Source organism: Nostoc sphaeroides (genome assembly GCF_003443655.1).
In the GTDB taxonomy this organism is placed as follows: domain Bacteria; phylum Cyanobacteriota; class Cyanobacteriia; order Cyanobacteriales; family Nostocaceae; genus Nostoc; species Nostoc sphaeroides.
Genome location: NZ_CP031941.1, coordinates 4862860 through 4888572 on the forward strand (window position 1 = coordinate 4862860; position 25713 = coordinate 4888572).

Below are 25713 nucleotides of genomic sequence, written 5' to 3' on the forward strand. Positions count from 1 at the left end.
ATCCTGATATCTTCAATAACTACTCACGCAGACAGCCCCGGAAAAAGCGATCGCTATGCTTCAGTATCCCCATCTCGAACAAGCGCTAAAATATCACTTCGGTTATGACAAATTCCGCCCCGGACAACGGCAAATTATCGAAGATGCGCTGCAAAATCGGGATTTATTGATTGTCATGCCTACGGGCGGGGGAAAATCTCTGTGCTTTCAGTTACCTGCATTGATCAAACAAGGCTTAACTGTGGTAGTGTCGCCATTAATCGCTTTGATGCAAGACCAAGTGGAAGGACTGCGGAATAATAATATTAACGCCACATTTTTGAATAGTAGTCTGAATCCCTATAAGGTGCGATCGCGGGAAGAAGCTATCCTCAGTGGTAAAGTTAGATTACTTTACGTCGCCCCAGAACGTCTGTTGAGTGAAAGATTTCTCCCGTTTCTCGATTTAGTCAAAGAAAAAATTGGCATTGCGGCTTTTGCCATTGACGAAGCCCACTGTGTCTCTGAGTGGGGACACGACTTCCGCCCAGAATACCGCCAGATGAAATCTCTGCGGAAACGCTATCCTGATGTCCCTACACTCGCCCTCACCGCCACAGCAACCGATCGCGTCCGTGCTGATATTATCCAACAACTAGGGCTAAAGCAACCCAGTATCCACATTGCTAGCTTTAATCGCCAAAACCTTTATTACGAAGTCCGTTCTAAAACCAAGTCTGCGTATGCTGAATTATTAGAACTTATTCGAGAAAATGAAGGTTCAGCAATTATTTATTGCCTAACGCGCAAAAAAGTTGATGAACTCACCTTTAAATTGCAAAATGATAAAATTTCTGCCTTATCTTATCATGCCGGATTAACTGATGAAGAACGCAGCAGCAATCAAACTCGATTTATTCGGGATGATGTGCGCGTCATGGTGGCAACAATTGCCTTTGGAATGGGAATTAATAAGCCAGATGTGCGGTTAGTAATTCACTTTGATTTACCGCGTAATTTAGAAAGTTATTATCAAGAATCAGGTAGGGCGGGAAGGGATAGTGAACCTTCACGTTGTACACTTTTTTTCAGCTTTGGTGATATTAAAACCATTGAATGGAGTATTAACCAAAAAACTGACCCCCAAGAACAGTTGATTGCTAAACAACAACTGCGTCAGGTAATTGACTATGCTGAAGGTACTGTTTGTCGGCGAACAATTCAACTAGGTTATTTTGGGGAACGTTTTCCCGGTAATTGCGGTAACTGCGATAATTGCCGTCATCCCAAACCAATGCAAGACTGGACAATTGAAGCCATGAAGTTTTTATCTTGTGTGGCGCGTTGTAAAGAAAGATTTGGGATGCTGCACATTATTGATGTGTTGCGGGGGGCAAAAAAAGACAAAATTATCCAGTATGAACACGATAAACTTTCTACTTATGGGATTGGCAAAGATAAGAGCGTAGATGAATGGCGAATGTTAGCGCGATCGCTTTTACATCAAGGATTGCTAGAACAGACTAGCGATGGTTACTCAGTTTTGAAACTTAACCCCCTCAGTTGGGAAGTGATGCGGCGACAGCGTACAGTTTCCCTTGTTGTTCCCGTAGCACAGAAGGTTACTTGGGAAGAAGGGAGTGAAAAGGCTGTTGAAGCAGAGATGTTAATGCAGAGGTTGCGATCGCTCCGTAAACAACTTGCTGATGAACAATCTGTACCACCTTACGTTGTCTTTCAGGATTCTACCCTAAAATTGATGGCACAGGTACAACCCACAACACTAACCGAATTTGGTAAACTTTCCGGCGTAGGTAGTCACAAACTTTCCCAATATGGCGATAAATTCCTCGCAGAAATTCGCGCCTACCGCCAAGAAAAAGGTTTGATAGATCCACCCCAAGTTAGTTTTACACCCTCTGTTAGCTTACCTTCTGAGACAGAAATATTCACATTACAATTACATAAACAAGGTTTTAGTGTTAATGAAATTGCCAAAAAACGTAATATTCGCCCCACAACAATTATTCGTCATTTGACAGATTTGATTGAAAAAAATCAGCCTGTAGATATAAATCAGTTAGTACCTCTTGAACATCAACAAAAAATTTGGCAAGTTTTAGAAGTGCTTGGTGATATCTCTTTAACGCCAATTCGAGAACAACTAGGCGAAAGCTACACTTATGATGAAATTCGCTTAGTACGGGGTAAGTGGCGGCGTGAAAATCGTAAGTGATAATTAAACTTTAAAGGATGTTTGAAAGTATTCGGCTAATAGAATGAGACTGTTGCTAAATTCACTCTCTAGCTAAACCCACCACCCCTAAAACATTGGTTTTGCGTTGTTTTCCCGCCCTGCAATAAATTGATTGCTCATAACTAAAGTGCGTTGAAACGCACTGAAATTAAAGAAATTAAGTAGAGCGAGCTAGCATGAATTGAGACTTTACAAACATCCTTTTATAGTTAAAATACAAGAGCAAGATTAAAGGAGTTAGCCGATGAGTCAGATGCTTAATACAGGAGTACGCTGGACAACTCAGGATGTAGAACTGTTACCAGAAAATGAAGGGACGCGCTACGAGATAGTTGATGGAGAATTATTTATGACCAGGGCACCTCACTTTAAACATCAGCAAACTTGTGGCATGATTTTCCAACAGCTTAACATTTGGTCAGAGTCTACTGGTTTAGGAGAAGCTGTGATAAACCCCGGCGTTTTGTTTTCAGAATCAGATAATGTGATTCCTGATGTAGTTTGGGCTACAAAGGAAACCTTGGCGCTAACATTGGATGAAGCGGGACATTTAACTGGCGCACCAGATTTAGTAATCGAAGTTTTGTCTCTTAGCAAGTCAGACGAAAGACGGGATAAGGAAGCTAAACTTAAGCTTTATTCTTCTAGAGGAGTAAAAGAATATTGGATTGCTGATTGGCGATCGCGTAAACTAGAGGTCTATCGGCGCGAACAAACTCAACTTAATTTGGTAGCAACCCTATTTAGTAGTGATAATATAATTTCTCCTCTATTGCCTGGTTTTAGCTGTACTGTAAACCAGTTTTTTCCTGTATAAATTTTAGGTTTAATGGAAAAGCAAATCTTAAGTAACACATTAACTAAAGTCCAGGTACTGATTATGGCGATCGCATCTGGTGTTTGTGTTGCTAACGTTTATTATAATCAGCCAATCCTTAAAGATATTGCATCATCTTTTCGAGTCAGTGAAGGCGAAGCGGGTAGCATATCTGTGCTTACGCAAGTTGGTTACGGTTTAGGGATTTTCTTTTTAATTCCCTTGGGCGATAAAATCAACAAGAAAAAATTAATTCTTTGCTTATTGACATGTTTGTTCTGTTTGTTGATAGGCATGACGTTTTCACAAAACATCGTCGAAGTTTGGATATTGAGCATAGCAATTGGGATTGCGACAGTCTCCGCTCAGATTATTTTACCTTTAGCAGCAAGTATAGATAGAGTAACTACAGGTCAAACCGTAGGCAACATTTTTACTGGTATATTGATTGGAGTTTTAGGAGCAAGGGTTTTTAGTGGATATATTGCTGAATGGTTAAGTTGGCGTTATGTATATGGATTTTCGGCAGGAATGATTTTAATTGTTATTGTCTTGCTAAATATATATTTGCCTAGTGTCAAAAATGAATTTAATGGTTATTATTTAGAGTTATTAAGTTCAACACTTCATCAACTAAAGCGTTTTTCATTATTAAGAGAAGCGTCTTTAATTAGTGGGTTATTGTTTGGTGTCTTTTGCTCATTTTGGACAACGCTGACTTTCCATTTAAGCGGAGCGCCTTTTAATTTTCAATCTGACACAATTGGGATGTATGGCTTTGTGGCGATCGCCGGTGCATTAATGGCACCAGTTTTTGGTAAACTAGCCGATCAAGGTAACTCCCGACGTTCCTTAACTCTTGCTGTCTCGATGGTGATTGCAGGTTTAGTAATTGCTAAAATTGCTGCTAATTCTGCACTGGCGATCGCTGTTGCTGTATTGTTACTAGATGTAGGTGTACAGGCAACCCAAGTGACTAATGTCGCAAGAATATACACTCTTGATGCTCAATCGAATAGTCGCATCAACACAGTTTACATGACTACCTATTTTATCGGCGGTTCTATAGGTACTAGCATTGGTCTATTATGCTGGAATCTCGGTGGTTGGAATTTGGTAACTTGGCAAATGTTATTTTTTACTGCGATCGCATTTTTTATTATCGTCAGACCTAAAACAACTACAGCAAGAACAAATAATAAATAATCAAACTTTCATTTTTGAATATTATTGTAAGACATCGCCTTGCACCAATAACTAAATTTTATGACCACTGTATTGCACCGAAGTGAGAAGAGTGAGAACCGCTATAATATTTTCTTATTGACAAGCTTAAATTAATTACTATAGTATATTAATTTACATGTAATTTAATGAGACAAACAATACAAAATAATCATGAGCAATAAAGTTAGCATTTTGATAGCAGCAGTATTGCTTGCAAATTCTACAGCCCTAAAGCCTTCGACTGCGACAGAAAAAAATCCTGCTTTGCTTGCTAATAATATTAGCTTTATAGCTCCAGAGCAAATTAAAATAGCACAAGCTATAGAACCTAGAGTTATTAAGCTTCGTCTAGCAGATTCTGGTGTTTCAGTAGGAAGTGTCTTGTCTTGGGGATTTGCTGGTTTGATTCAAAAAAGATCAACTGATTGGGTACGTTTAGAAATAAGTGATAATCAAGTAAAAGTAGTACATACTACAAGAACAACTAATTGGTTAACTCAGGTTTCTAAATGGTGGGATCATCCTGTCAGAAAAATTGCTTTTAAACCAGATTCTTGTAAAATCGATAACGTCTCAAATCAAGGTGGCTCAGATATAGAAACCCAATTACGAGAAATAAAAAAGCTATACGATTCTAAACTAATAACTGAGCAACAGTATCAAGAATTGCAGCGTAAAGTTATTAATCAAATAAATACAACACCAAACCAACCTACCACCAGTAATTCTGAATGTATTTTATTAGGAGAAAATGCGATAGTAAAACTTAAAGATATAACTTTATTAACTAAAGGAGAATTTAAAATTGAATATTTAGAGGGTAATGAATGGAAATATGCAGCCTTTAGAGTACCAGAAAAAGAATATCGCTAGCTAGTACAGCACGGCGTAAATAAACATACCATTGAAAATGGCGCAAAAGCTTGGAATACAATTATGCGTGAATGCGTGACTTCCGCCTTGCGGTACTAGCGCCTTGCATTCATAATTAATAATCCTTACATTGATATGGTGCGTTATCTAAAAGCGTAACGCACACTATGAAACATAATTTTTACGTTTTGTTTAATCCACATTAAAAATTATATAGGACTATAATTTGATTTCTGAAAAATCTCTGTAAAGCTTGAAAAGCGTGATTCCATATTCACTATTCCCCGCCTATCGCGCTTCTCTGCGAGACGCTTCTCTACGAGAGGCTTTACCAACATGAACGCGCACCACATAGAGAATTTCAAAAATCAAATATGATTCCTATAGGTAATTAGCAATTAATCTCTCTTAAAGAGTGAATTTAAAGCTAATATTAAGTACCGAGTAATTTTTACTGGCAAATAAATAGTCCATCAATTCGGAGAACAATTAGGACAAAAATCAGGACTAAATTTACAGAATTGACTGCCTGTCAATTGGTAAGCTGTACAATAAGGAAAACTGGTAACTTGAATTTTAGCTGCTTGCAATTTAGAAGCATTCGGCAACGTTTCTGTAAGTTTGGTTTTCTCAGCCATAAAAAGAGCTAAAAGCTTAGGAAACGCCATGCAAGCAGCAATGTTGAGCAGCGTTAGCAGTATAGCGTCTATCAAATTCATAGGTAATCATCTCCTGTGAAACGTAGGCGACGCCGAATAGCCCGCACTTCGGCTGCGCTCGTGACCATCGTAAACATCGCTGTTCTTAGCTGCAAACACAATCATTGCTTGCAGTCTATGTAAATTAACTTTAACATAAATTTTTGTAAATATAAACGTGGAATTCCTGGAATTATCATACACAGAAGAGAATGTGGATAATAAGGAAGGTTATTGTAGCGTAATAACAAAATAAGCTAAGAATTACGATTAGTTTACGATATTTAGGTAAGGTGTTATGTCAAAAACCCAAACCGCGTCTTCTTTCTTATCTAACATTAGTCAACAAGAACGCGAGGCATTAAAGCGGTTGGTAGATTACACAAATGTGGAATCGCTGCCAGAAATTTGGCCTTTGGCAGCTGGACGATTTGGTGATGTTGTCGCCCTCCGTAACCCTCATGCTAAACCAGAAGTAGCAATTACTTATACCCAGTTGGCAGAGCAAATGCGACTATTTGCTGCTGGATTGCAGGCGTTAGGAATAAAGGTAGGCGATCGCATTTCCTTAATTGCTGACAACAGTCCTCGCTGGTTTATTGCCGATCAAGGCATAATGACTGCTGGAGCGGTTGATGCGGTACGTAGCTCCCAAGCGGAAAAAGAAGAACTACTGTTTATCATTGCTAATAGTGGCAGTACGGCAATAGTAGTTGAGGATCTAAAGACACTTAAAAAACTGCAAGACCGTCTCAAAGATTTACCAATTCATCTGGTAATATTACTTTCGGATGAAGCACCACCGACAAACGAAACCCTAAAGGTGCTAAATTTTGCCCAGTTGATCGAAATTGGGAAAAATCATAATTTTGTGCCAGTCAAGCAAAATCGTGATGCTCTAGCAACCTTAATTTACACCTCTGGCACCACAGGTAAACCTAAGGGTGTAATGCTGTCTTATAGTAACTTGATGCACCAAGTGACAACCTTTGGCACAGTATTGCAACCAAATGCGGGCGATATGGTTCTCAGTATCCTACCTTCCTGGCACAGTTATGAACGAACTGTTGAATATTATTTACTATCTCAAGGTTGCACGCAAGTTTATACCAACTTGCGCTCTGTGAAAGCAGATTTGAGACAATTTAAACCCAACTACATGGTGGGTGTACCCCGCCTGTGGGAATCGATTTATGAAGGAGTGCAAAAGCAGTTCCGTGAGCAACCAGCCAATAAACAACGCCTAATTAACTTTTTATTGGGCAATAGCGAGAAATATATCAAAGCGCGGCGAGTTGCTCAAGGATTGGATTTAAATAATCTTCATGCTTCAGCGATCGAACGATTAACAGCTAAAATCCAAGCATCAGCTTTATTACCCCTCCATGCCTTGGGAGAACGACTGGTTTATGCCAAAGTGCGCGAAGCCACAGGAGGACAAGTTAAGCAGATGATTAGCGGCGGCGGTGCGCTTCCCAGACACATAGATAATTTCTTTGAAATTATTGGTGTCCAGATTTTGCAAGGTTATGGCTTGACAGAAACTTCTCCTGTTACCCATGTGCGGCGTCCTTGGCGAAATTTGATTGGTGCATCAGGGCAACCACTACCCGCTACAGAAGCTAAAATCGTAGATCCTGAGACAAAAGCGCCTCTACCAGTAGAAAAGCGAGGCTTAGTATTGTTGAGGGGGCCGCAGATTATGCAAGGCTATTACCAAAATCCCGAAGCGACAGCGAAAGCAATTGACGCTGAAGGTTGGTTTGATAGCGGCGATTTGGGTTGGCTGACACCACAAGACGACTTGGTGCTAACTGGCAGAGCAAAGGATACGATTGTATTGACTAACGGCGAAAACATCGAACCACAGCCAATTGAAGATGTGTGTTTGCGATCGCCATATATCGATCAAATTATGCTCGTCGGGCAAGATCAGCGCAGCCTGGGAGCCTTAATTGTCCCCAATGTCGAAGCCTTAGAAAAATGGGCAGCAAGTCAGAATTTGACACTGGATACGCAGAATGATGCGGTTGCTTCTTCACCTAGTCAAAAAATTGACTTGGAGAGTAGAATGATCCAGGATTTATTTCGCCAAGAATTAAATCGGGAAGTACAAAATCGTCCAGGTTATCGACCGGATGACCGCATTGGAACGTTTAGACTGATTCTGGAACCGTTTTCCATCGAAAATGGCTTGATGACACAAACACTAAAAGTTCGCCGACACGTCGTTACGGAACGCTATCACGATATTATTGACGGCATGTTTGCCTAATCATTCCACCTCCCAACTAGTAAGAGTGAACGTGAAATATTTATGGATGTCTCCAAATCTAACTTGCTCCTGAAACGCGTCGTTAACGTCAAAGTTATTGTTACTCCCCTCTGGAAAGAGGAAGTACAACAGCAGCTGCAAACGCAAATCAATCAACTCGATCAGCAACTGCAACAGCTAGACGTAGAAGGACAAAGAGCGATCGCGGCAATTCAAAAGCAGAGTCTGCAACCACCAGGCCCCCAGACTCTTCAACAAATTGATAATATCCAACTCCAAGTCAATCAAAAGAAAAGTGAATTTCTAGAGCAGAAAAATCAATTGCTGCAAAACCTCCAGCAAGTGCAGTTTCTTCAGCAAGATCAAGAAGTCAACCAATTCCAAATGGAAGGCTTTTTCCGGGTAGAGATCGGTGATAACCTGATTAGTAAAATGCAGGTAGAAATCGTCTTGCGCGATGGCGTTGTCGAAGAAATTCGCGGCGACATTTAATAAAGTTATAAGTTAGGAGTTAGGAGTTATGAGTTATGAGTTATGAGTTATGAGTTATGAGTTATGAGTTTAAATTCCTAACTCTTAACTAACTCCTCACTCCTCACTCCTAACTCCTAACTAACTCCTCACTCCTCACTCCTAACTAACTCCTCACTCCTCACTCCTAACTCTTAACTAACTCCTCACTCCTCACTCCTAACTCCTAACTAACTCCTCACTCCGGCCCAAACAATTTGCCAGACTGGAGGTGAGCTAATAAAAAGCGATCGCCCAAAAGTAGTCATCTCAACTCGATATTTAATACCAACTGAATCATCACCCCCCTTGATTTGCGTAATCGTCACAAGGGCTTGATTTCGTTGTGGATAAGCTACCTCTACCTTTCGCGTTCCTCCCACTGATGCTATGTCGTCAAAGGCATTCAGGGCGAGGGTAGCAGGATCACTACCTTGGAGAGATGAGGTGAGCTTTTCTAAAGCTATGGTTTTATAATCGGAACGCTCTGAGTATGCCACAACCTCTTGAGACTGATGTATTGCTGCCACTTGCTGGGTTTGTACATCAGTAGTCTCAACAATCGGTGCAAATGGCTGGCCCTGGATAATATAAACTCCAGCGCTAGCAGTCGCAAAGATACTTAGTATCACAATCAAAAAGAATTTCAACTTTGCCGACATAAAAGTAAACAGGAATTTCAAATAGGTTTATGACCAATTTTGAATTCTAGATTGAACTGTATCCTATATCCTCTACCTGTGAGAAGCTCCTGTATCTTAAGCAGTGGTTATGAGGAATATAAATAGCAATCCCATTTAATCTGTGAGAAACTCGTGATGGTTGTTCCAAGTCAACGACTAAAACGAGATCGAGATATTGGCTAACCATCGAGCATAGCTCTGTATTATAGACCTCTAAGTTATATTTAGGTTCCTGGAGAGACGCGATTAATCGCGTCTGTACAAGAGTTAGGAGTTAGGAACTCCCCCCCATTCCCCACTCCCCACTCCCTACTCCCCAATTAAAATATAAAATCTCCAGTCCAAAACTCTCCCACCAAGATACAATTCGATCTGATAAAAGCTGTTAAAGTCCATAAACCATTGATTCCCAAACCACCCTATGAGCATTCACGAAGTATTTATGCCGGCGCTGAGTTCCACCATGACGGAAGGCAAAATCGTTTCCTGGGTGAAATCGCCAGGGGACAAAGTGGAAAAAGGCGAAACAGTGGTGGTTGTAGAGTCAGATAAGGCAGATATGGATGTAGAAACCTTTTATGAAGGCTTTCTTGCTCATATCATAGTTGAAGCTGGTGAAACTGCCCCCGTAGGATCTGCGATCGCCTTCATCGCCGAAACGGAAGCTGAAATTGAACAGGCTAAATCTCTTGCCAATTCCGGCGGCGCGGCTGCTACTACTACCTCTTCCCCTGAACCAGTCCCCGCCACAGCTTCAGCTGCCACACCTGCCTTAGCGTCTCAAAACGGGTCTAACCACAAAGAAGGAAGGCTTGTAGCTTCACCCCGGGCCCGCAAATTAGCCAAAGAACTCAAAGTTGATTTAACTACACTCCAAGGCAGTGGCCCCCACGGTCGCATTGTCGCTGAAGATGTGGAAGCATTGTCTAATCAGGGCAAGCAACCTGCACCTGCCCCAGTTGCCCCACCAGCGCCTGTACCAACCAGCGCCCCAGTTGCACCCCCAGCACCTCGCACACCCGCACCCGCGCCAGCAGTAGCGGCTGTTCCTGGTCAAATCGTGCCTCTAACTACCTTCCAAAATGCGGTAGTGCGGAACATGGTAGCTACCATATCCGTGCCCGTCTTCCGTGTCGGTTATACAATTACTACTGATGGGTTAGACAAACTTTATAAACAAATTAAATCCAAAGGTGTGACAATGACAGCGCTACTGGCGAAAGCTGTAGCGGTAACGTTGCAAAAACACCCATTGTTAAATGCTAGTTACTCAGACCAGGGTATTGTTTATCATTCTGATATCAACATTTCTGTAGCTGTGGCGATGGATGATGGCGGATTAATTACACCTGTGCTGCAAAATGCAGACGCAGTTGATATATATTCTCTATCGCGTACTTGGAAGTCTTTGGTAGAACGTGCCAGGGCAAAACAACTACAGCCCCAAGAATACAACAGTGGTACTTTTACCCTGTCCAATTTGGGGATGTTTGGCGTGGATAAATTTGATGCGATTTTGCCGCCTGGACAAGGTTCAATTTTAGCGATCGGGGCATCCCGCCCGCAAGTAGTAGCAACATCTGACGGTTTATTTGGCGTGCGCCAACAAATGCAAGTAAATATTACTTCTGACCACCGGATTATTTATGGTGCCCATGCTGCGGCGTTCTTGCAAGATTTAGCGAAATTGATTGAGACAAATCCTCAATCTTTGACAATGTAATTTTGAAAAGACACCAAATTTAAATGTTAGCGCTATCAGCGAACAGCAGTTTTTCGTAGAGTAGCGCTAACAACAAACAATACTTAATAACTCTACCTCGTGAACGATCTTTAAGTTTTAATAACCACTCTGTCAGTCTGACTAATTCCTCCAGATTATTCGCTACACAAGATTTCCATCCTTGCATTTTTATAGATTGAACTGCGCCTTTGACAAACACAGGAAATCCTAATAATTGGGCAGCTTCAGCCATTAATTTATTTTCGCTAGCGCTGGCAGATGGCTCTATTTGTTCAGTCGATTCACTTAAAACAATCATTTCTTCCTCAGCGTACCTCTGCGCTTACCTCAGCGTCCCTCTGCGTTTAAAAAATAAAAAAGGTGGGCATTACCCACCCGACAAACTTATCCCTTAACACAAAGAACTTGCTTAAGCGTCGCTACAACTTCAACCAAATCCGCTTGATTTTCCATAACTTGTTCTATCGGTTTATAAGCACCAGGAATTTCATCTAACACGCCCTCATCTTTGCGGCATTCCACACCATTTGTTTGCTCTATCAAATCATCAAGTGTATAGACATTTTTAGCCTTATTTCTAGACATCAAACGCCCTGCACCGTGAGAACAAGAACAAAAACTGTGGGCATTACCTTTACCCTTAACGATGAAAGACTTTGCCCCCATGGAACCCGGAATAATCCCATAATCTTCAGTCTGGGCGCGGACTGCACCTTTACGAGTAACGTAAACATCCTCATCAAAATGCACTTCTTTTTCGGCGTAATTGTGATGACAATTAACCTGCAATAAAGGTTTAGTTGCCTTCCCACCGACTAAATGCTTCTCAACTATGTGCTTAAAACGCGCCATCATCACATCACGGTTGACACGCGCATAGTTTTGTGACCATTGCAAATCATGCCAGTATGCTTGAAATTCTGGCGTACCAGCGACAAAATGAGCCAAATCAGGGTCAGGCAATTTATTACCAGCCATCCTTGCTAATTCTCTGGCTGTATGAATATGACACTGGGCGAGTTTATTGCCGATGTTACGCGAACCAGAATGCAGCATCAGCCAAACTTGATTCTCTGTATCAAGGCACACTTCAATAAAATGGTTTCCTCCACCCAGAGAACCCATCTGTTTCATTGCTTTACTTTGTAGGTCTTGCACACCGCGATGCAAGTCTTTAAAATCATCCCAGTGTTGCCAGTTGCTGACAGATTTTTCAACGTCTTTGTTTTCGTTAAATCCAGTCGGAATTGCTGCTTCAATATCCAGGCGAATTTTCTTCAGTTTACCTTCGAGTTGTGCGGCGGTAAATGATGTTTTGATAGCGCTCATTCCGCAACCAATATCCACACCGACAGCTGCGGGTATAATTGCCTCTTTGGTTGCAATTACAGAACCAACTAAAGCACCTTTCCCTAAGTGAACATCTGGCATTAATGCGACATGCTTAAACACAAATGGTAATGATGCCACATTCTTGGCCATCTTGGTTTCTTCTGGCCCCAAAGAGTGATTTGCCCAAGAGAAGACGGGTGCTGGTGTGGTAATTTCTAACTTTTCGTAGGGCATAATTTTTTTTATTTTGGATTTTAAATTTTAGATTGGGTAGATTGTACTGATAATTATCTGTATGGTTCATAACCCATTATCTAGTACTTTTCCAAGGTTTGTAGTAAGCACTTTAGTGCTTATAAAATAATGGCTAAAGTTTTTCCTACGAACTTGCTTACCCATCAATTTAAACTTGACATACTACTAGTAGTCTGTCCCAAAAGTTTTGAGAGGTTAGTGATGTTCAGATCCCCGACTTCTTAAAGAAGTCGGGGATCTAGCAGCCCCTCAAAATCAATGGGACAGACCACTAGTTAGTTGTAGCAATTTAAAAATTGTATTGTCTTTAATTTGGCTTGCTCAATTTTCGTGAATTTGAAGAACTACTGATTGTAGTACAAGCGTAACAAATAAGATTACAAACGTCAACCCACTACCACAGAGTGAAAGCAGATGCTTATCAAATGTATTAAAATTTGTAAAGAAAATTCCTCTGTTAAATAGCCCCTTAAAGTTCTGACAGAATATGGCAGTGCGTCAAGATACAATCTGGGAACGTTTTTTATCCCCTGTAGTGCGTCTTTTGATTGATGAAGATGGATTACGGCGTTACGCTGATAGTATTGACTGGGAGAAAGAGTGCGATCGCTATCGACGAGATGATGTGATAATTCCGGCGTACTACAGCAGTCAAAATTTTCACGGGATTGCAGGCGGATATCTCAATTACGGTGCAGCAGTTAGTTACGATCCAATTACCCAATATGTAGTACCGCCTAATGAAACTATTGTCCGTCAGGCTTTAATTGATGCCGTCAAGGTAAAACCACGACGCATACTCGATTTAGGCTGCGGTACAGGTTCCACTACTTTAATGCTAAAGCAAGCTTTCCCCGAAGCGGAAGTTATTGGTTTGGATTTATCACCATATATGCTGGTAAGGGCAGAAGATAAAGCTAGAAATGCTGGTTTAGATATAGTCTGGCGACACGGAAATGCTGAAAAAACTGGTTTCAGAGATGCAACATTTGACTTAGTGACAGCTTCTTTGCTATTCCACGAAACACCAGATGCGGTGTCCCTAGCAATTCTGCGGGAAAGCTTCCGGTTGCTGGTAGCTGGAGGGCAAGTACTAATTCTAGATGGGAATCAGAAGACTCTGCGTCAGTTAGAATGGCTTAATGATGTCTTTGAGGAGCCATATATTCGTGAGTATGCTGCTGGTAGCGTAGAGGCAAATATGGGTGCAGCCGGATTTGAAGCTGTGCGATCGCACGATGTATGGTGGATAAATCAGGTAACTGGCGGCGTTAAACCGATCGCAACTGAAAATGTCCGTCGTTACACTCCCACATCAGTAGATAATAATAATTTGGAGGGACTTGGATCTCCCGCATTTGGCATAATCGCATGAGTTTAAAGGCAGTTCTCTTTGATTTTAATGGTGTCATCATTAACGATGAGCCAATCCACCTGCAACTGATAGATGAGATTCTCATTGAAGAAAATCTCCAACCCCAACGGGTGAGTGAGCGTCAAGCTTCTTTAGGACGCAGCGATCGCGCTTGTTTTGGGCAACTACTCGCTAATCGTGGTAGAGTCGCTAACGAAAGCTATTTAACTCAGTTGCTGTACCGCAAAGCCCAAGCCTATGTGGTGGAACTAGAGAAAATCGAGAAACTGCCTTTATATCCAGGCGTAGAAGATTTAATATATCAGGTGCGATCGCGGAATCTGAAACTAGGATTAGTTAGTGGCGCGATTCGCCAAGAAATAGAATTGGTACTGAATCGCGCTAAACTAACTGAATATTTTAAAATTATCGTCGCGGGTGATGACATCACCACCAGTAAACCAGAACCCGATGGTTATTTACTGGCAGTAAAACGCCTAAATAAAGAATATCCTGAATTGAATCTGCAACCACACGAGTGTCTCGCAATTGAAGATACTCCAGCAGGTATCGAAGCGGCGAAGCGATCGCACATGCAAGTTGTCGGTGTAGCCAATACTTACCCATTCCACATGCTCCAGCGCTGCTGTAACTGGACTGTTGATTATCTCAGTGATTTGGAACTCCAACGCGTGCAGAAGGTTTATTCTCAAAAACAGCCTCAGCCATCGGCAACTGAATGTTAGAATACTATATGGTGATGGTGTATTGAGTTAATGAGTAATATTACTCTTGACTTTGCACAGATTTTGGGGAATTAGCTCAGTTGGTAGAGTGCTGCGATCGCACCGCAGAGGCCATCGGTTCAAATCCGTTATTCTCCATTTGTCCATTAAATAATTATTGTCAGTTTTAAAGAATTAATGTCCATTTTTTGCAAGTTCAGGCGCATAAGTTACGTATTTTCGGTGCTTTCAGCAATCAAATCAATTTTAAAGAATTATTGTCCAAAATTAGCCTGTAAACCTCGGCTAAATATATGGTTACTAATTTAATTATTACAGCAGGCTCAAGGTTATTGAATTACCAGAGTAGCTTTAAAGCCCTTTATTTGCAGTCTAATTACAAAAATATACTACCTCTTGTTTTGCTGTTTACACCCAAGCAGAGGCTCCACTACTATATAGCTGCGTTTTACGTGCGATCGCAGCGCTCCTTTCAAACCACTGATAATAACTTCAACCCACCACCAACGCGAGGGCTGTGGAAACTCCGAACCCCTGACTCCGCCAAAGATAGAGCAAGCTTCTTTCAACCCACCACCTAGCGGGAGGGCTTTAGAAACCCCACCCGTGAAAACTGTTGTCATTAATTCTTTAAAACTGACAATAATTATTTAATGGACACATGGTTACATTTTAACTGTAATTCTAAAGCATCAATCTTTCGTAAAAGCGACACTCCCCACACTATAGAAATTACCAACTTGATTGTCATACCTACGAGCAAAAGTGTCACTATTGTAGCAGTTTTCTTTTGTTGAATCAGCCTTTTTTGTTGTTCTGCAAGTCGTACTTCAATTTCTTTGGCGCGTTCGGCTTCTAATGCGTGCTGCATTTCTCGCCGATCTAATTCTTCACTAGCAGCTAAAAATCGATAATCTAAGTTGCTTAAGCTTTTGCCATTTGCCCAAGTTTGAGCATCAATTAAGGCTTGTCCCCGCAATAAGCGAGATTCATCTTTTTCTTTTGAAGCTATCCATGCATTGAAGGTTTCATAGTAGGGGCGCAAGTAAGCTAATTTTTTTCCAACCCATTCTAAATTGAAAACTTCTTGATAAATTCGATTTTTGATTTTGAGAAAACCTTGCTTTTTGATTACCAAACCAGACAGCAACAGTTCTACCTGTTCTTGACTATCGTCGGCTGGGACTTTCACTCCTTGGAGAATTTGTTGATAAATTCCCAGCAATCTGGCGGCAATTTGTTCGTTTCCCAGGATGCGATCGCTAATTGTCCGTAAATGCTCTGGTTCATCTTGTGATTCCCATTTTTCGATGATGTGCGATCGCACCACACTTTCTATCCAAAATTCTTCTGCGCCAGTGGGTATTTTTAGCATTCTACTCATATCATTTTGAGATAAACTGACAAGTAGCCGACACAGCTTTTGAGTAAGAAATGGTTGTCCTTCTGTCCATGCTAATACTTCTTTCAAAACTTTCTGGGGATGATTATTTTTAATATCTAACCCCAAAGATAATGGTTGAGCTTCTTGAAATGTGAACCCATTTATTTGGATAGCTTTACCAATATTAAACGGGGTAGTATTATTTCGATATCGAATTAAATCTGAAGGTGTCGCAACACCAAAAATTGCAAATGTAATCCGATGATACTCTGGATCAATTGCTCGTTGGTTATAACAAAAGCGAATCAAGCTAAAAAAGTCATCAACAGAGAAATCGAGACTGAGAATACTATCAATTTCATCAATAAAAATAAATAGTCTTTCGTTAGGAAACTGAGCTAACAGAATTTCGGAAATAAATCGACTGAGTTTCTGAACCAAAGAAATATCATTTTGTTCTTGCCACCAGTTTTTTAAATTGACTTTACCTAACAGTTTAAAACTCAACCATAAATCACCTACAAATCCCTTATACCACTGCTCTGGAGTTATATTTTCACAACCAATATTAGTCATATCAACGGTGGCACATTTAAAGCCCTCTTGTTGAAAGCGATGCTTTGTTTTTACCATAAGTGAGGATTTGCCCATTTGCCTACTGCTCAGGATGTAGCAAAATTCTCCCTGTTTCAAGGCTTCGTACAGTTCCACATCCGCTCTGCGCTCAACATAGCTAGGAGCGTCTGTTGTCAGGGTTCCACCAACTTGGTATCGATAATTGTTCATTTGATTGAAAATTTTAAATTAGTTCTCATTTTTCATAAATTAATTTTGATCAAAATAATTGAAAAAATTTCTATTAAGAATGAGAACAAGTATTTTGATTATTTATCTTGCAACAGTTTACCAGAACTATTATTACCCTGAGCGTCCCAGTTGTTGGCTAAAATAAAAGCGATATAACTCACACCTTGCGTGAGCTTGATTGCCGTTTAATTGAACCAAACCCATACTTTCTAGCTTGTAAGCAGCGATCGCGTCTAGCTCCACTTTTTCATCTGTTGCAATTACCTTTTCCATCGCTGACATTAATTCTGGTTCTTTTTGGAGTAAGCTCAACAGTTCTCGTAAATGCTGACTGTAAATTCCCACTGGTGTAGATGCGCTTTCTAGTAACATCTCTAATGTTATTTCTTCATGACATAGATGATAAAGCGCCAGACTCACCAAATAGGGATGTCCTCCTACCATTGCTTGTAAGGGTACAAGGCGTTTTGCCCCTTCGGAGTCTGCTGCCCAATGTAGCCCGTAAGCTAATGCTAAATTCTGTACCTGATTGAGGGTAAACGGCGGCAACGTAATTGTTATCCCGACATTGAAAGGCGATTGGTTTAGCTTGAGTGGAATATAAATTTCTGTGGTGTGAACTACCACCATTCGGAGTTTTTGCCAGATTTGATCCTGCTTTGCTTTTTCGTGCCAAAATCGCAGCATTGGCAGAAAGTCTTGGGCAATATTGGGATGTTCAAAAACTCGATGGACTTCATTCAAAGCCAAAACTACAGGACTTTGCTTAATGTATTGCAGTAGATATGCTTCAAAATAGATTTTGCAGCTTACCTTGCTACCCATTTCCGTATCCCAAAAATCATCTAGACAAGGAAGGAGATTTAATTGCCTGCTGATATAGATACAAAACCAACGCAAAAATTTATCCAGAGAAGCAAAAATATCTTCGTCAGCTTCTTGAAAGTCCAAATAGGCAATTTGATAACCTTGCTCTTTAGCATAAGTAATCATCCGGTTCAGCAGAGAACTTTTTCCGGTTTTTCTCGGTGCTTTGATTCTGATTAAGCAACCAGGGTGTAAAATCTCGTTACAAACAAGTTCTTCTAGAGGAGGGCGATTGATGTAAAGAGGAGAACCTAGTGGTACAGGGCCGCTGGGAAATTCGATCTTGCTTGCTAAAGACAAGTCTGGAGAAACCATTTCTAAGCTAGATTCTTCGCCCAACTTTTCTTGGCTCTGATTCTCCCGATCAGTTATCTTCTCTTGGAGGTATTTATCCAAAGCTAAATGTAGATTTTTTTTCGTTATTTTCTTTCCAAGCGCAACAGAAAGGTCTTGCCACAACTCAGAGCCAACTTCCTTGATGTAATTGTTGCGGTAGCCTGATACCTCTGCCATTTCATCGTAAGTTTTGCCCAACCACGATTGAGATAGCACAAAACATTGAATGGAAGCAAGAGGCTTGTCTTGCAAAATTCTTTCTACTGCTTGCAGAATATCTTCCACGAATATTAATATTAAAGGTTAAACAGTTAATAGAGGCATTTATTCACTTTGGTCTAGTAATAATATACAACCGATTAACAATTTCATTATTCAAAGTTCAAAATTAAAGACACTTCTGGGTTTCTAACAAATAGAGAAATGGGGATTCAGAGACATTACTTCTTCAGTGCCAGAGTTAAGCCATCTGCGATCGCTACTAAACTAAGACTAACTCGCTGGTCTTGATGCAGCTTTTGATTAAAGGCACGAATCTTTTTAGTTCTATTATCTTGCACTTCGGGGTCGGCCACCTTACCTGACCACAGGACATTATCGATCGCAATCAGTCCTCCCGGACGCACTAATTGTAGCGATCGCTCATAATAACCATCATAGTTGCTCTTATCTGCATCGATGAAAGCAAAATCAAAGGTTTCCGCCTCTTTTGTTGCCAGTAGCCGATCCAAAGTCTCCAAAGCTGGGGCAATGTGCAGTTGAATTTTATCCGCCACTCCTGCTTGCTGCCAATAGCGCCGAGCGATCGCTGTAAATTCCTCACTCACATCACAGGCTACCACTTTACCGTCGCTAGGTAGCGCCAATGCCACCACCAGGGAACTATAACCTGTAAATACCCCAATATCCAAAGTTTTCTTAGCTCCCAACAACTGCACCAATAACGCCAAAAATTGCCCCTGTTCGGGAGCAATCTGCATTCTCCCTATTGGATACTGGGCTGTTTCTTGTCTCAGTTGGGTTAAAATCTCTGGTTCTCGCAAAGAGACTGATAGTAAGTAGTCATAGAGGTTTTGTTCGAGTCCTAATGTTTGAGTTGTCATAATATCGGGGATTGGGGATGAGTCTTTAATACTCGTAGATGAGTCTTTAATACTCGTGAACGAGTCTTTGATACTCGTGAACGAGTCTTTGATACTCGTGGATGAGTCTTTGATACTCGTGAACGAGTCTTTGATACTCGTGAACGAGTCTTTGATACTCGTGAACGAGTCTTTGATACTCGTGGATGAGTCTTTGATACTCGTGAATGAGTCTTTGATACTCGTGAATGAGTCTTTGATACTCGTGAATGAGTCTTTTTTACTCGTGGATGAGTCTTTGATACTCGTGAATGAGTCTTTGATACTCGTGGATGAGTCTTTGATACTCGTGGACGAGTCTTTGATACTCGCCAACAATTTTTTAGAAGTCAAAAATTATCTTTAAATGCAACTCGGTTTGATAAGCAAAGCGATGTCTACGACGGGCTGCGCCTACGCTCAGGATATTTATACCAATTTGAAAAAAGAATGCGACAAATAGACCATCTGTAGAGACGCGATTCATCGCGTCTTTACCCAAGGATGTGTTGCAATCATTAATTGAATTGGTATTAGATCATGCCAAACCTCAAAGAACATGATAACGCCTTGCGTAAAATCTAGATGTAGAAACGTACCACTGCTACGTCTCTACAAAGATTTTGGTATTATGCAAAATCATTTTCATACATGGAATCAGCAACGCCTCTTTCCCACTCCCCACTCTCCACTCCCCACTCCCTGTCTACACAAATAATTTCAAAAATCAAAGCGGACTGTTATAGATTGTAATTATTGTGCCAAAAGTGTAGTTTACCGCACTTCGACAGGCTCAGTGACCACCGTAGGCATCGCACAGACATTCTATATATGTAGAGATATTGCATACCAACCCTTTGTTTGAGTTACTTGCCTAAACCCTTCTAGAATAAAAACTATTGTAGGAAAATTTTATTACTAAACTTGCTTGTATTCTGGGAGGTATGATGAGCCGTCCAATAATTCTTGGTATTGTAGGCGACAGCGCAGCTGGGAAAACAACACTAACGCGAGGAATCGCCCAGGTACTCGGCCCAGAAAATGTTACGCTGATATGCACAGATGATTATCACCGTTACGATCGCCAACAGCGTGCAGATATTGGCATCACCGCTCTCCACCCGGACTGCAACCACTTAGATATAATGCAGCAACACCTGTCGTTGCTACGCACAGGACAGCCAATTCTTAAACCAGTTTACAGCCATAAAACCGGCACATTCGAGCCACCGCAGTATATCAAGCCCAATAAATTCGTGATTATTGAGGGATTACTCGGTTATTCTACTCGTGCTGCTCGTGATTCTTACGACGTGAAAGTTTACCTTGCACCTCCTGAAGAACTACGCACTAAGTGGAAAGTTAAACGGGATACCCAAAAGCGCGGCTACACAGATGAACAGGTATTAGCAGAATTAGAAAAACGCGAACCAGATTCAGCACAATTTATTCGTCCGCAACGGCAATGGTCTGATATAGTAATTAGTTTCTACCCACCCATCGGGGAAGATGATGAAACCAATGGACATTTAAATGTGCGTTTGGTACTACGTCCGACAATTCCCCACCCAGATTTTACCCAGATTATCAACTCTGGCTATGGTGATTCTGAATCAGCAATCCGCCTGGGACTAGACAGAGATATGAGTAAGCCGGTGGATGTCTTAGAAGTTGATGGTCATGCAACCTTAGAACAGGTGAATAAGCTAGAGCATATTATTTGTTCTGATATGCCCCATTTACGAAGTATTTGCGATCGCGAAAGTAATCCCGAACTGGGTAAAATTGCTGGTACAACTGGAGAAACACTGCAAAGTTACCCCTTGGCTTTGACTCAGTTAATAATTACCTACCACATGCTCAAAGCAACGCAAATTTATCAATAACTGGGATAGGGAGTGGGGAATGGGGAGTGGGGAGTAGGGAATTAGGAAATTTAGCTGTTCCCTCAGCGATTTCTTGTTTAGCAGGCTGTACAGCAGCTATAAGCTTTTGTTGCGTTCTTTGGAAAGGCACTTTGCAAACGGCTAAATGGTTGAGTAATGTACAGAAATAGAGAAAATTTCCTAAAATTAAAGATTTTCTCAAATAAAGATGATTTTGAGAGCAAACAAGGGATAAATAAAGATAGTTCCATCTTTGATGACTATTCTCTGAGTTTTCTATGACCTATTGCCTCAGAATTGCCGACCTACCTACAAATGAGCGTCCGCGTGAGCGATTAATGACGCATGGTGCCAAAATTTTAGCCACAGCAGAATTAATCGCAATTCTTCTAGGCACCGGTCAAGGCCCAGGAAAACTATCGGCTGTGGGTTTGGGACAATATATTTTGAGCGAATTAGGCAAACACCAACGCGATCCTTTGGCAGTTATGCGAGAAGTTAGCCCTGCTGAGTTGATGCAAATTTCTGGTGTTGGCCCAGCCAAGGCGACAAGTATCTTAGCAGCAATTGAATTGGGTAAACGCGCCTTTCAATCCCGCCCCAACGATGGCACATTAATTGATAGTCCACTTGCTGCTGCTGCTACCCTCAGTCAAGATTTGATGTGGCAAATACAAGAACGTTTTGCAGTGGTGCTATTAGATGTTAAGAATCGCTTATTGGGTACGCAAGTGATTACTATTGGCACAGCAACCGAAACCCTAGCCTCTCCCCGTGATATTTTTCGGGAAGTTATTCGTCAAGGTGCAACGCGGGTAATAGTTGCCCACAACCATCCTTCTGGAAACCTTGAACCCAGCCAGGAAGATATAGAATTGACGCGTCAGTTGTTAGTAGGGGCGCAGCTTTTGGGCATTCCGGTACTAGATCATCTGATTTTGGGCAATGGCAATCACCAAAGTTTACGGGAAATAACAACCTTGTGGGATGAGCATCCGCAGGGGGATTAAACCAATTCGCTTTTTCGCCCATTCGCAATTCGCAATTACGTTATTTAGTCATCCAGGGGGTAAAAGCACACTTACACCAGTCCAACTAGCATAGCGAAGCAACATGGCACCCAGTAGTGACTCAACAACTCAAGGACTGGCTAAATCACGATTAAATGGCTTATCAAAGAATGATGAACTGATGTTGCTTTGCATTAGCTTAATTCTGGAAAATATGCTGAGGCTTAATAGTCTTAACTTAAAGTAATATTTCAGTTTAGTAGTTATACTGTGTATTATGTTTAAGCCTTTTTCATTTGCTTTAGTTGCAGCAAGCATTGTAGTTGCATCAATCAATAATCCCAGCAATACTTTAGCTGGAACTTGTGCTTCTAAGTGTGGTTCTCGCCCAATTCAGTTTACACCTGGGCAACACATCAGAGTTGAAGTCGTAAATAGCACACCAAACCTGATTAAAATCCAAAAACCCTCTGGGACTGGTGCAATTTCTTTGAGTCCAGGGCAGAAATTAAATTTAGAACAAATAGAGGGTACAGATCCAAATACATCTTTGATATTTTGGAGTGAAAAGGGTTTGTCACTACAAGCAATTGTATCGAAACTTAACTTTGGCACATTGCGGCTGGAACTCCGTCCGACTTGGCGCTCTCCAGGCGATCGCTCGTTATATATTATGGATGATGGTAGAATCAACGTGTTTTAACAGAAATGTTAAAAGTTATGAGTTATGAGTTATGAGTTATGAGTTAAGAAATAACTTTTAATTAAAAACTTCTAACTCCTAACTCCTAATTTCCAACTTCTAACTCCTAATTTCTAACTCCTAATTTCTAACTCCTAATTTCTAACTCCTAATTTCTAACTCCTAACTCCTAACTCCTAACTCCTAATTTCTAACTTGTACTGTGCTAGACCGACCTATATCTGAGCTATCAAAACCTACCAGGCGCTTACCCGATCAGCGCTGGCAAATTTATCCACAAAAACCAGAATTTGCCCAAAATCTGGCAGCTTTGACAAACATTTCACCCATTGTCAGCCAGTTGTTGATTAATCGGGGTATGGAAACCCCAGAACAGGTACAAGCATTTTTAAATCCAGAGTCCTTAGTTTTACCTTCGCCGTTAGAAGATTTCCCAGATTTGGCGATTAGTTTAGAGTTATTGCAAAATGCGATCGCTTCTCAAACAAAAATTGCTATTTGTGGTGATTATGATGCTGATGGGATGACCAGCACGGCTCTACTTTTGCGTAGTCTCCGCACTTTAGGCGCACAAGTAGATTATGCTATTCCCAGCCGGATGCACGAAGGTTACGGTATTAATAAACGCATAGTTGAAGAATTTCACAGCGAAGGTGTAGGGCTAATTCTCACTGTAGATAATGGCATCTCTGCGTTTGAACCAGTTGCTAGAGCTAGAGAACTTGGTGTTGCAGTGATTATCACCGACCATCATGATATACCTCAAAAATTACCGCCAGCTAACGCTATTCTCAACCCTAAACTAATAGCTGAATCCTCACCTTATCGGGGTGTTGCTGGTGTTGGTGTCGCCTACATTTTGGCAGTGTCTCTAGCGCAACAGCTAGGAGAGACTAAGGGCTTGATTCAGCCGATGCTAGCACTATTTACACTGGGAACGATCGCAGATTTGGCCCCCTTAACTGGTGTAAATCGCCGTTGGGTGAAACGTGGTTTACAGCATTTACCCAAGTCAAACTTACCCGGAGTGCAGGCGTTAATTCAGGTAGGCGGCGTACAGGCGAGGGGAGATGAGGGAGCAGAAGAGAAAATCGCCAATCCAAAAGCCAAAATCCAAAATCCAAAATCGCTAAAGCCTGAAGATATCGGTTTTCGCCTGGGGCCACGAATTAATGCTATTGGTCGAATTGGTAATCCCCAGACTGTGATTGAATTGCTGACTACAGATGATATGGGGGTGGCGCTAGAAAGAGCAATGCAATGCGAACAAATAAATGCCAGTCGCCAAGAGATGTGTCAGCAAATTGAACAAGAAGCGATCGCTTATGTAGAGACGCAATATATCGCGTCTTTACAAGATGACCGTGTATTAATTGTTGTTCAACCCAATTGGCATCATGGCGTTATTGGGATTGTCGCCTCCCGCCTGGTGGAACGCTACGGCGTTCCCGTGTTCATCGGGACTTATGAGGATGAGGGACATATACGTGGTTCTGCACGCTCAATTCCAGAGTTTCATGTGTTTGAAGCTTTGGAATATTGTCATGATTTACTAGGGAAATTTGGTGGACACAAAGCAGCCGGGGGATTCTCTCTACCCGCAGATAATTTAGAGATGGTGCGATCGCGTTTGATTGAGTTTGCTAACCAGTGTCTTGAACCCCAACATCTCAAGCCTCTGCTCAAAATTGATGCCGAAGTCAACCTCAATCACATCAATCAGCAGCTTTATCAACAGCTTAATGCTCTGCACCCCTGCGGTATGGACAACCCCGATCCAGTTTTCTGGACACCTAATGTTCAAGTGGTTGAGCAAAAAATCGTCGGTAAGGGCCACATTAAGCTGACAATTGCCCAAAATGTCGATAATCAAGAGTATAAAATTAAAGCGATCGCTTGGCGTTGGGGCGACTATTTCCGCTTACCACCGCGAGTGGATGTAGCTTACAAACTACGAGAAAATTACTTTAACGGTAACACCACCATTGAGCTAGAGTTAATAGGTGTCAGATTGCCAATTCAGCTTCAACAATATTTTGCTTCGCCACCTACCCCGTCAAGCACAACTTTTGAATACAACCAGCGACAGTATACTTGTGGTTTCTATAAAAACGGTATTGAAGCAGAATTAAGAATTAAAAACTCTGAAGGCAAAGTTTTAGCTATGCAGCCAGGACATATAATTGGTTTGCTAGGAATTAATCGGCAAAACGCCAAAGAAGTTGATATTTCTCAACCACAGTATGACAGTATTATTCAAGCTGCCCTTCAGGCGTTATCAGTTAAGAGTTAAGAGTTAGGAGTTAGGAGTTAGGAGTTATTAATTAACTTATCGTAAATTAAAGGGTTTAAGACCCCTACATTTACATGTAGCATCAGTTTCAGTCCTTAAAAAGCAGGACGCTAAGTGTAGCTTGCTTCCCCGTAGGGGAAGACAGGTCTTACAGTGAGTTTACCGAACTGCTCAAGAACCATCGGGGTTTAAATCCCCATCTGAAATGTCTTTGATTTTGAATTTTGAATTATTAACACTTGTGACTATGACACTGTGAGTGCTGATTTATGAGTTATGAGTTATGAGTTGAGAATAAAATTTAATTCCTCACTCCTAACTCCTCACTCCTAACTCTGAATCAGCACTCATAACTCTTATAAGTTGCCGTTGCGAAATGCCAGCAAAAAGATTACCACTGGCCCAGCAATCACAATTAGCCCCACGGACAGCAATTGGAAAATTACTTCCCAATTAATACTGGTAAAAGCGTTAAACAAAGCGTCCATTTTTCCTTTCTCCTCCCAATTGTCTTAAAAAATTCAATAACTTAATTACAAAACCCGAAATTGATCAT

At 41.2% G+C, this 25713-nt stretch carries 23 protein-coding genes and 1 tRNA gene; 15 read left to right on the forward strand and 9 right to left on the reverse strand.

Features of this window, described 5'->3' with window-relative positions; genetic code table 11:
- Window positions 1-55 precede the first annotated feature (55 nt).
- The 4 genes from recQ to D1367_RS21680 all read left to right on the forward strand — a co-directional run bounded on the left by recQ (window position 56) and on the right by D1367_RS21680 (window position 5153).
- Window positions 56-2215: a DNA helicase RecQ gene (gene recQ / locus D1367_RS21665; protein WP_118168192.1), complete on the forward strand. Its 2160-nt coding sequence runs from the start codon at window positions 56-58 to the stop codon at window positions 2213-2215.
- 265 nt (window positions 2216-2480) lie between these two features.
- On the forward strand, window positions 2481-3053 hold the full coding sequence (locus D1367_RS21670) for a Uma2 family endonuclease (protein WP_118168193.1): 573 nt from the start codon (window positions 2481-2483) through the stop codon (window positions 3051-3053).
- 12 nt (window positions 3054-3065) lie between these two features.
- Entirely contained in the window at window positions 3066-4259 is a 1194-nt protein-coding gene (locus D1367_RS21675) for an MFS transporter (protein ID WP_118168194.1), read from the forward strand.
- A gap of 192 nt (window positions 4260-4451) precedes the next feature.
- Window positions 4452-5153 (forward strand): hypothetical protein, encoded by a 702-nt coding sequence (locus D1367_RS21680; protein ID WP_118168195.1) that lies wholly within the window; start codon window positions 4452-4454, stop codon window positions 5151-5153.
- 473 nt (window positions 5154-5626) lie between these two features.
- Here D1367_RS21680 and D1367_RS21685 read toward each other — a convergent pair whose 3' ends face one another.
- Entirely contained in the window at window positions 5627-5872 is a 246-nt protein-coding gene (locus tag D1367_RS21685; protein ID WP_118168196.1) for a hypothetical protein, read from the reverse strand.
- A 277-nt stretch (window positions 5873-6149) separates the two neighbouring features.
- Here D1367_RS21685 and D1367_RS21690 point away from each other — a divergent pair, with 277 nt between their 5' ends.
- Both D1367_RS21690 and D1367_RS21695 read left to right on the forward strand, forming a co-directional pair.
- Window positions 6150-8126, forward strand: coding sequence for an AMP-dependent synthetase/ligase (locus D1367_RS21690; protein ID WP_118168197.1), 1977 nt, complete (start codon window positions 6150-6152; stop codon window positions 8124-8126).
- Between the two features lie 42 nt (window positions 8127-8168).
- Window positions 8169-8618 (forward strand): YlqD family protein, encoded by a 450-nt coding sequence (locus D1367_RS21695; protein WP_012412623.1) that lies wholly within the window; start codon window positions 8169-8171, stop codon window positions 8616-8618.
- Between the two features lie 209 nt (window positions 8619-8827).
- On the opposite strand, the gene D1367_RS21700 is transcribed toward D1367_RS21695, so the two are convergent.
- Complete coding sequence (locus tag D1367_RS21700; RefSeq protein WP_118168198.1) at window positions 8828-9298, reverse strand: hypothetical protein; 471 nt, start codon at window positions 9296-9298, stop codon at window positions 8828-8830.
- A 442-nt stretch (window positions 9299-9740) separates the two neighbouring features.
- Here D1367_RS21700 and D1367_RS21705 point away from each other — a divergent pair, with 442 nt between their 5' ends.
- The gene (locus D1367_RS21705) at window positions 9741-11042 is read left to right on the forward strand and encodes a dihydrolipoamide acetyltransferase family protein (protein WP_118168199.1); all 1302 of its coding nucleotides are present in this window, start codon (window positions 9741-9743) and stop codon (window positions 11040-11042) included.
- Between the two features lie 19 nt (window positions 11043-11061).
- On the opposite strand, the gene D1367_RS21710 is transcribed toward D1367_RS21705, so the two are convergent.
- A complete protein-coding gene (locus D1367_RS21710; protein ID WP_118168200.1) occupies window positions 11062-11361 on the reverse strand; it encodes a hypothetical protein in 300 nt (99 codons plus the stop codon).
- 86 nt (window positions 11362-11447) lie between these two features.
- Window positions 11448-12629 (reverse strand): RtcB family protein, encoded by a 1182-nt coding sequence (locus D1367_RS21715; RefSeq protein WP_118168201.1) that lies wholly within the window; start codon window positions 12627-12629, stop codon window positions 11448-11450.
- Between the two features lie 508 nt (window positions 12630-13137).
- Here D1367_RS21715 and D1367_RS21720 point away from each other — a divergent pair.
- The 3 genes from D1367_RS21720 (at window position 13138) to D1367_RS21730 (ending at window position 14888) form a co-directional block, all read left to right on the forward strand.
- Window positions 13138-14025 (forward strand): class I SAM-dependent methyltransferase, encoded by an 888-nt coding sequence (locus D1367_RS21720; RefSeq protein WP_118168202.1) that lies wholly within the window; start codon window positions 13138-13140, stop codon window positions 14023-14025.
- Window positions 14022-14750: an HAD family hydrolase gene (locus D1367_RS21725; protein WP_118168203.1), complete on the forward strand. Its 729-nt coding sequence runs from the start codon at window positions 14022-14024 to the stop codon at window positions 14748-14750. The genes D1367_RS21720 and D1367_RS21725 overlap by 4 nt, the downstream gene beginning before the upstream one ends.
- Before the next feature lie 65 nt (window positions 14751-14815).
- Window positions 14816-14888: transfer RNA gene (locus D1367_RS21730), tRNA-Ala, on the forward strand.
- Window positions 14889-15139: 251 nt separating this feature from the next.
- On the opposite strand, the gene D1367_RS21735 is transcribed toward D1367_RS21730, so the two are convergent.
- The 4 genes from D1367_RS21735 to D1367_RS21750 all read right to left on the reverse strand — a co-directional run bounded on the left by D1367_RS21735 (window position 15140) and on the right by D1367_RS21750 (window position 19247).
- Window positions 15140-15373, reverse strand: coding sequence for a hypothetical protein (locus tag D1367_RS21735; protein WP_118168204.1), 234 nt, complete (start codon window positions 15371-15373; stop codon window positions 15140-15142).
- Window positions 15374-15396: 23 nt separating this feature from the next.
- Complete coding sequence (locus tag D1367_RS21740; protein ID WP_118168205.1) at window positions 15397-16920, reverse strand: AAA-like domain-containing protein; 1524 nt, start codon at window positions 16918-16920, stop codon at window positions 15397-15399.
- 132 nt (window positions 16921-17052) lie between these two features.
- Complete coding sequence (locus tag D1367_RS21745; protein ID WP_244944955.1) at window positions 17053-18429, reverse strand: AAA-like domain-containing protein; 1377 nt, start codon at window positions 18427-18429, stop codon at window positions 17053-17055.
- Between the two features lie 155 nt (window positions 18430-18584).
- Window positions 18585-19247, reverse strand: a complete 663-nt coding sequence (locus D1367_RS21750) for a class I SAM-dependent methyltransferase (RefSeq protein ID WP_118168206.1) — start codon at window positions 19245-19247, stop codon at window positions 18585-18587.
- Between the two features lie 55 nt (window positions 19248-19302).
- On the opposite strand from D1367_RS21750, the gene D1367_RS31105 reads away from it, so the two are divergent.
- The 5 genes from D1367_RS31105 (at window position 19303) to recJ (ending at window position 25157) form a co-directional block, all read left to right on the forward strand.
- Window positions 19303-19632, forward strand: coding sequence for a hypothetical protein (locus D1367_RS31105; protein ID WP_181984917.1), 330 nt, complete (start codon window positions 19303-19305; stop codon window positions 19630-19632).
- A gap of 580 nt (window positions 19633-20212) precedes the next feature.
- Entirely contained in the window at window positions 20213-21151 is a 939-nt protein-coding gene (locus tag D1367_RS21760; RefSeq protein ID WP_118168207.1) for a phosphoribulokinase, read from the forward strand.
- Window positions 21152-21429: 278 nt separating this feature from the next.
- Complete coding sequence (gene radC / locus D1367_RS21765) at window positions 21430-22161, forward strand: RadC family protein (RefSeq protein ID WP_118168208.1); 732 nt, start codon at window positions 21430-21432, stop codon at window positions 22159-22161.
- 277 nt (window positions 22162-22438) lie between these two features.
- Complete coding sequence (locus D1367_RS21770) at window positions 22439-22864, forward strand: hypothetical protein (protein ID WP_118168209.1); 426 nt, start codon at window positions 22439-22441, stop codon at window positions 22862-22864.
- A gap of 202 nt (window positions 22865-23066) precedes the next feature.
- A complete protein-coding gene (gene recJ / locus D1367_RS21775; protein ID WP_118168210.1) occupies window positions 23067-25157 on the forward strand; it encodes a single-stranded-DNA-specific exonuclease RecJ in 2091 nt (696 codons plus the stop codon).
- 356 nt (window positions 25158-25513) lie between these two features.
- Here the strand turns inward: recJ and psb30 are convergent, their stop codons facing one another.
- Window positions 25514-25645, reverse strand: coding sequence for a photosystem II reaction center protein Ycf12/Psb30 (psb30, locus tag D1367_RS21780; RefSeq protein WP_100902773.1), 132 nt, complete (start codon window positions 25643-25645; stop codon window positions 25514-25516).
- Window positions 25646-25713 lie beyond the last annotated feature (68 nt).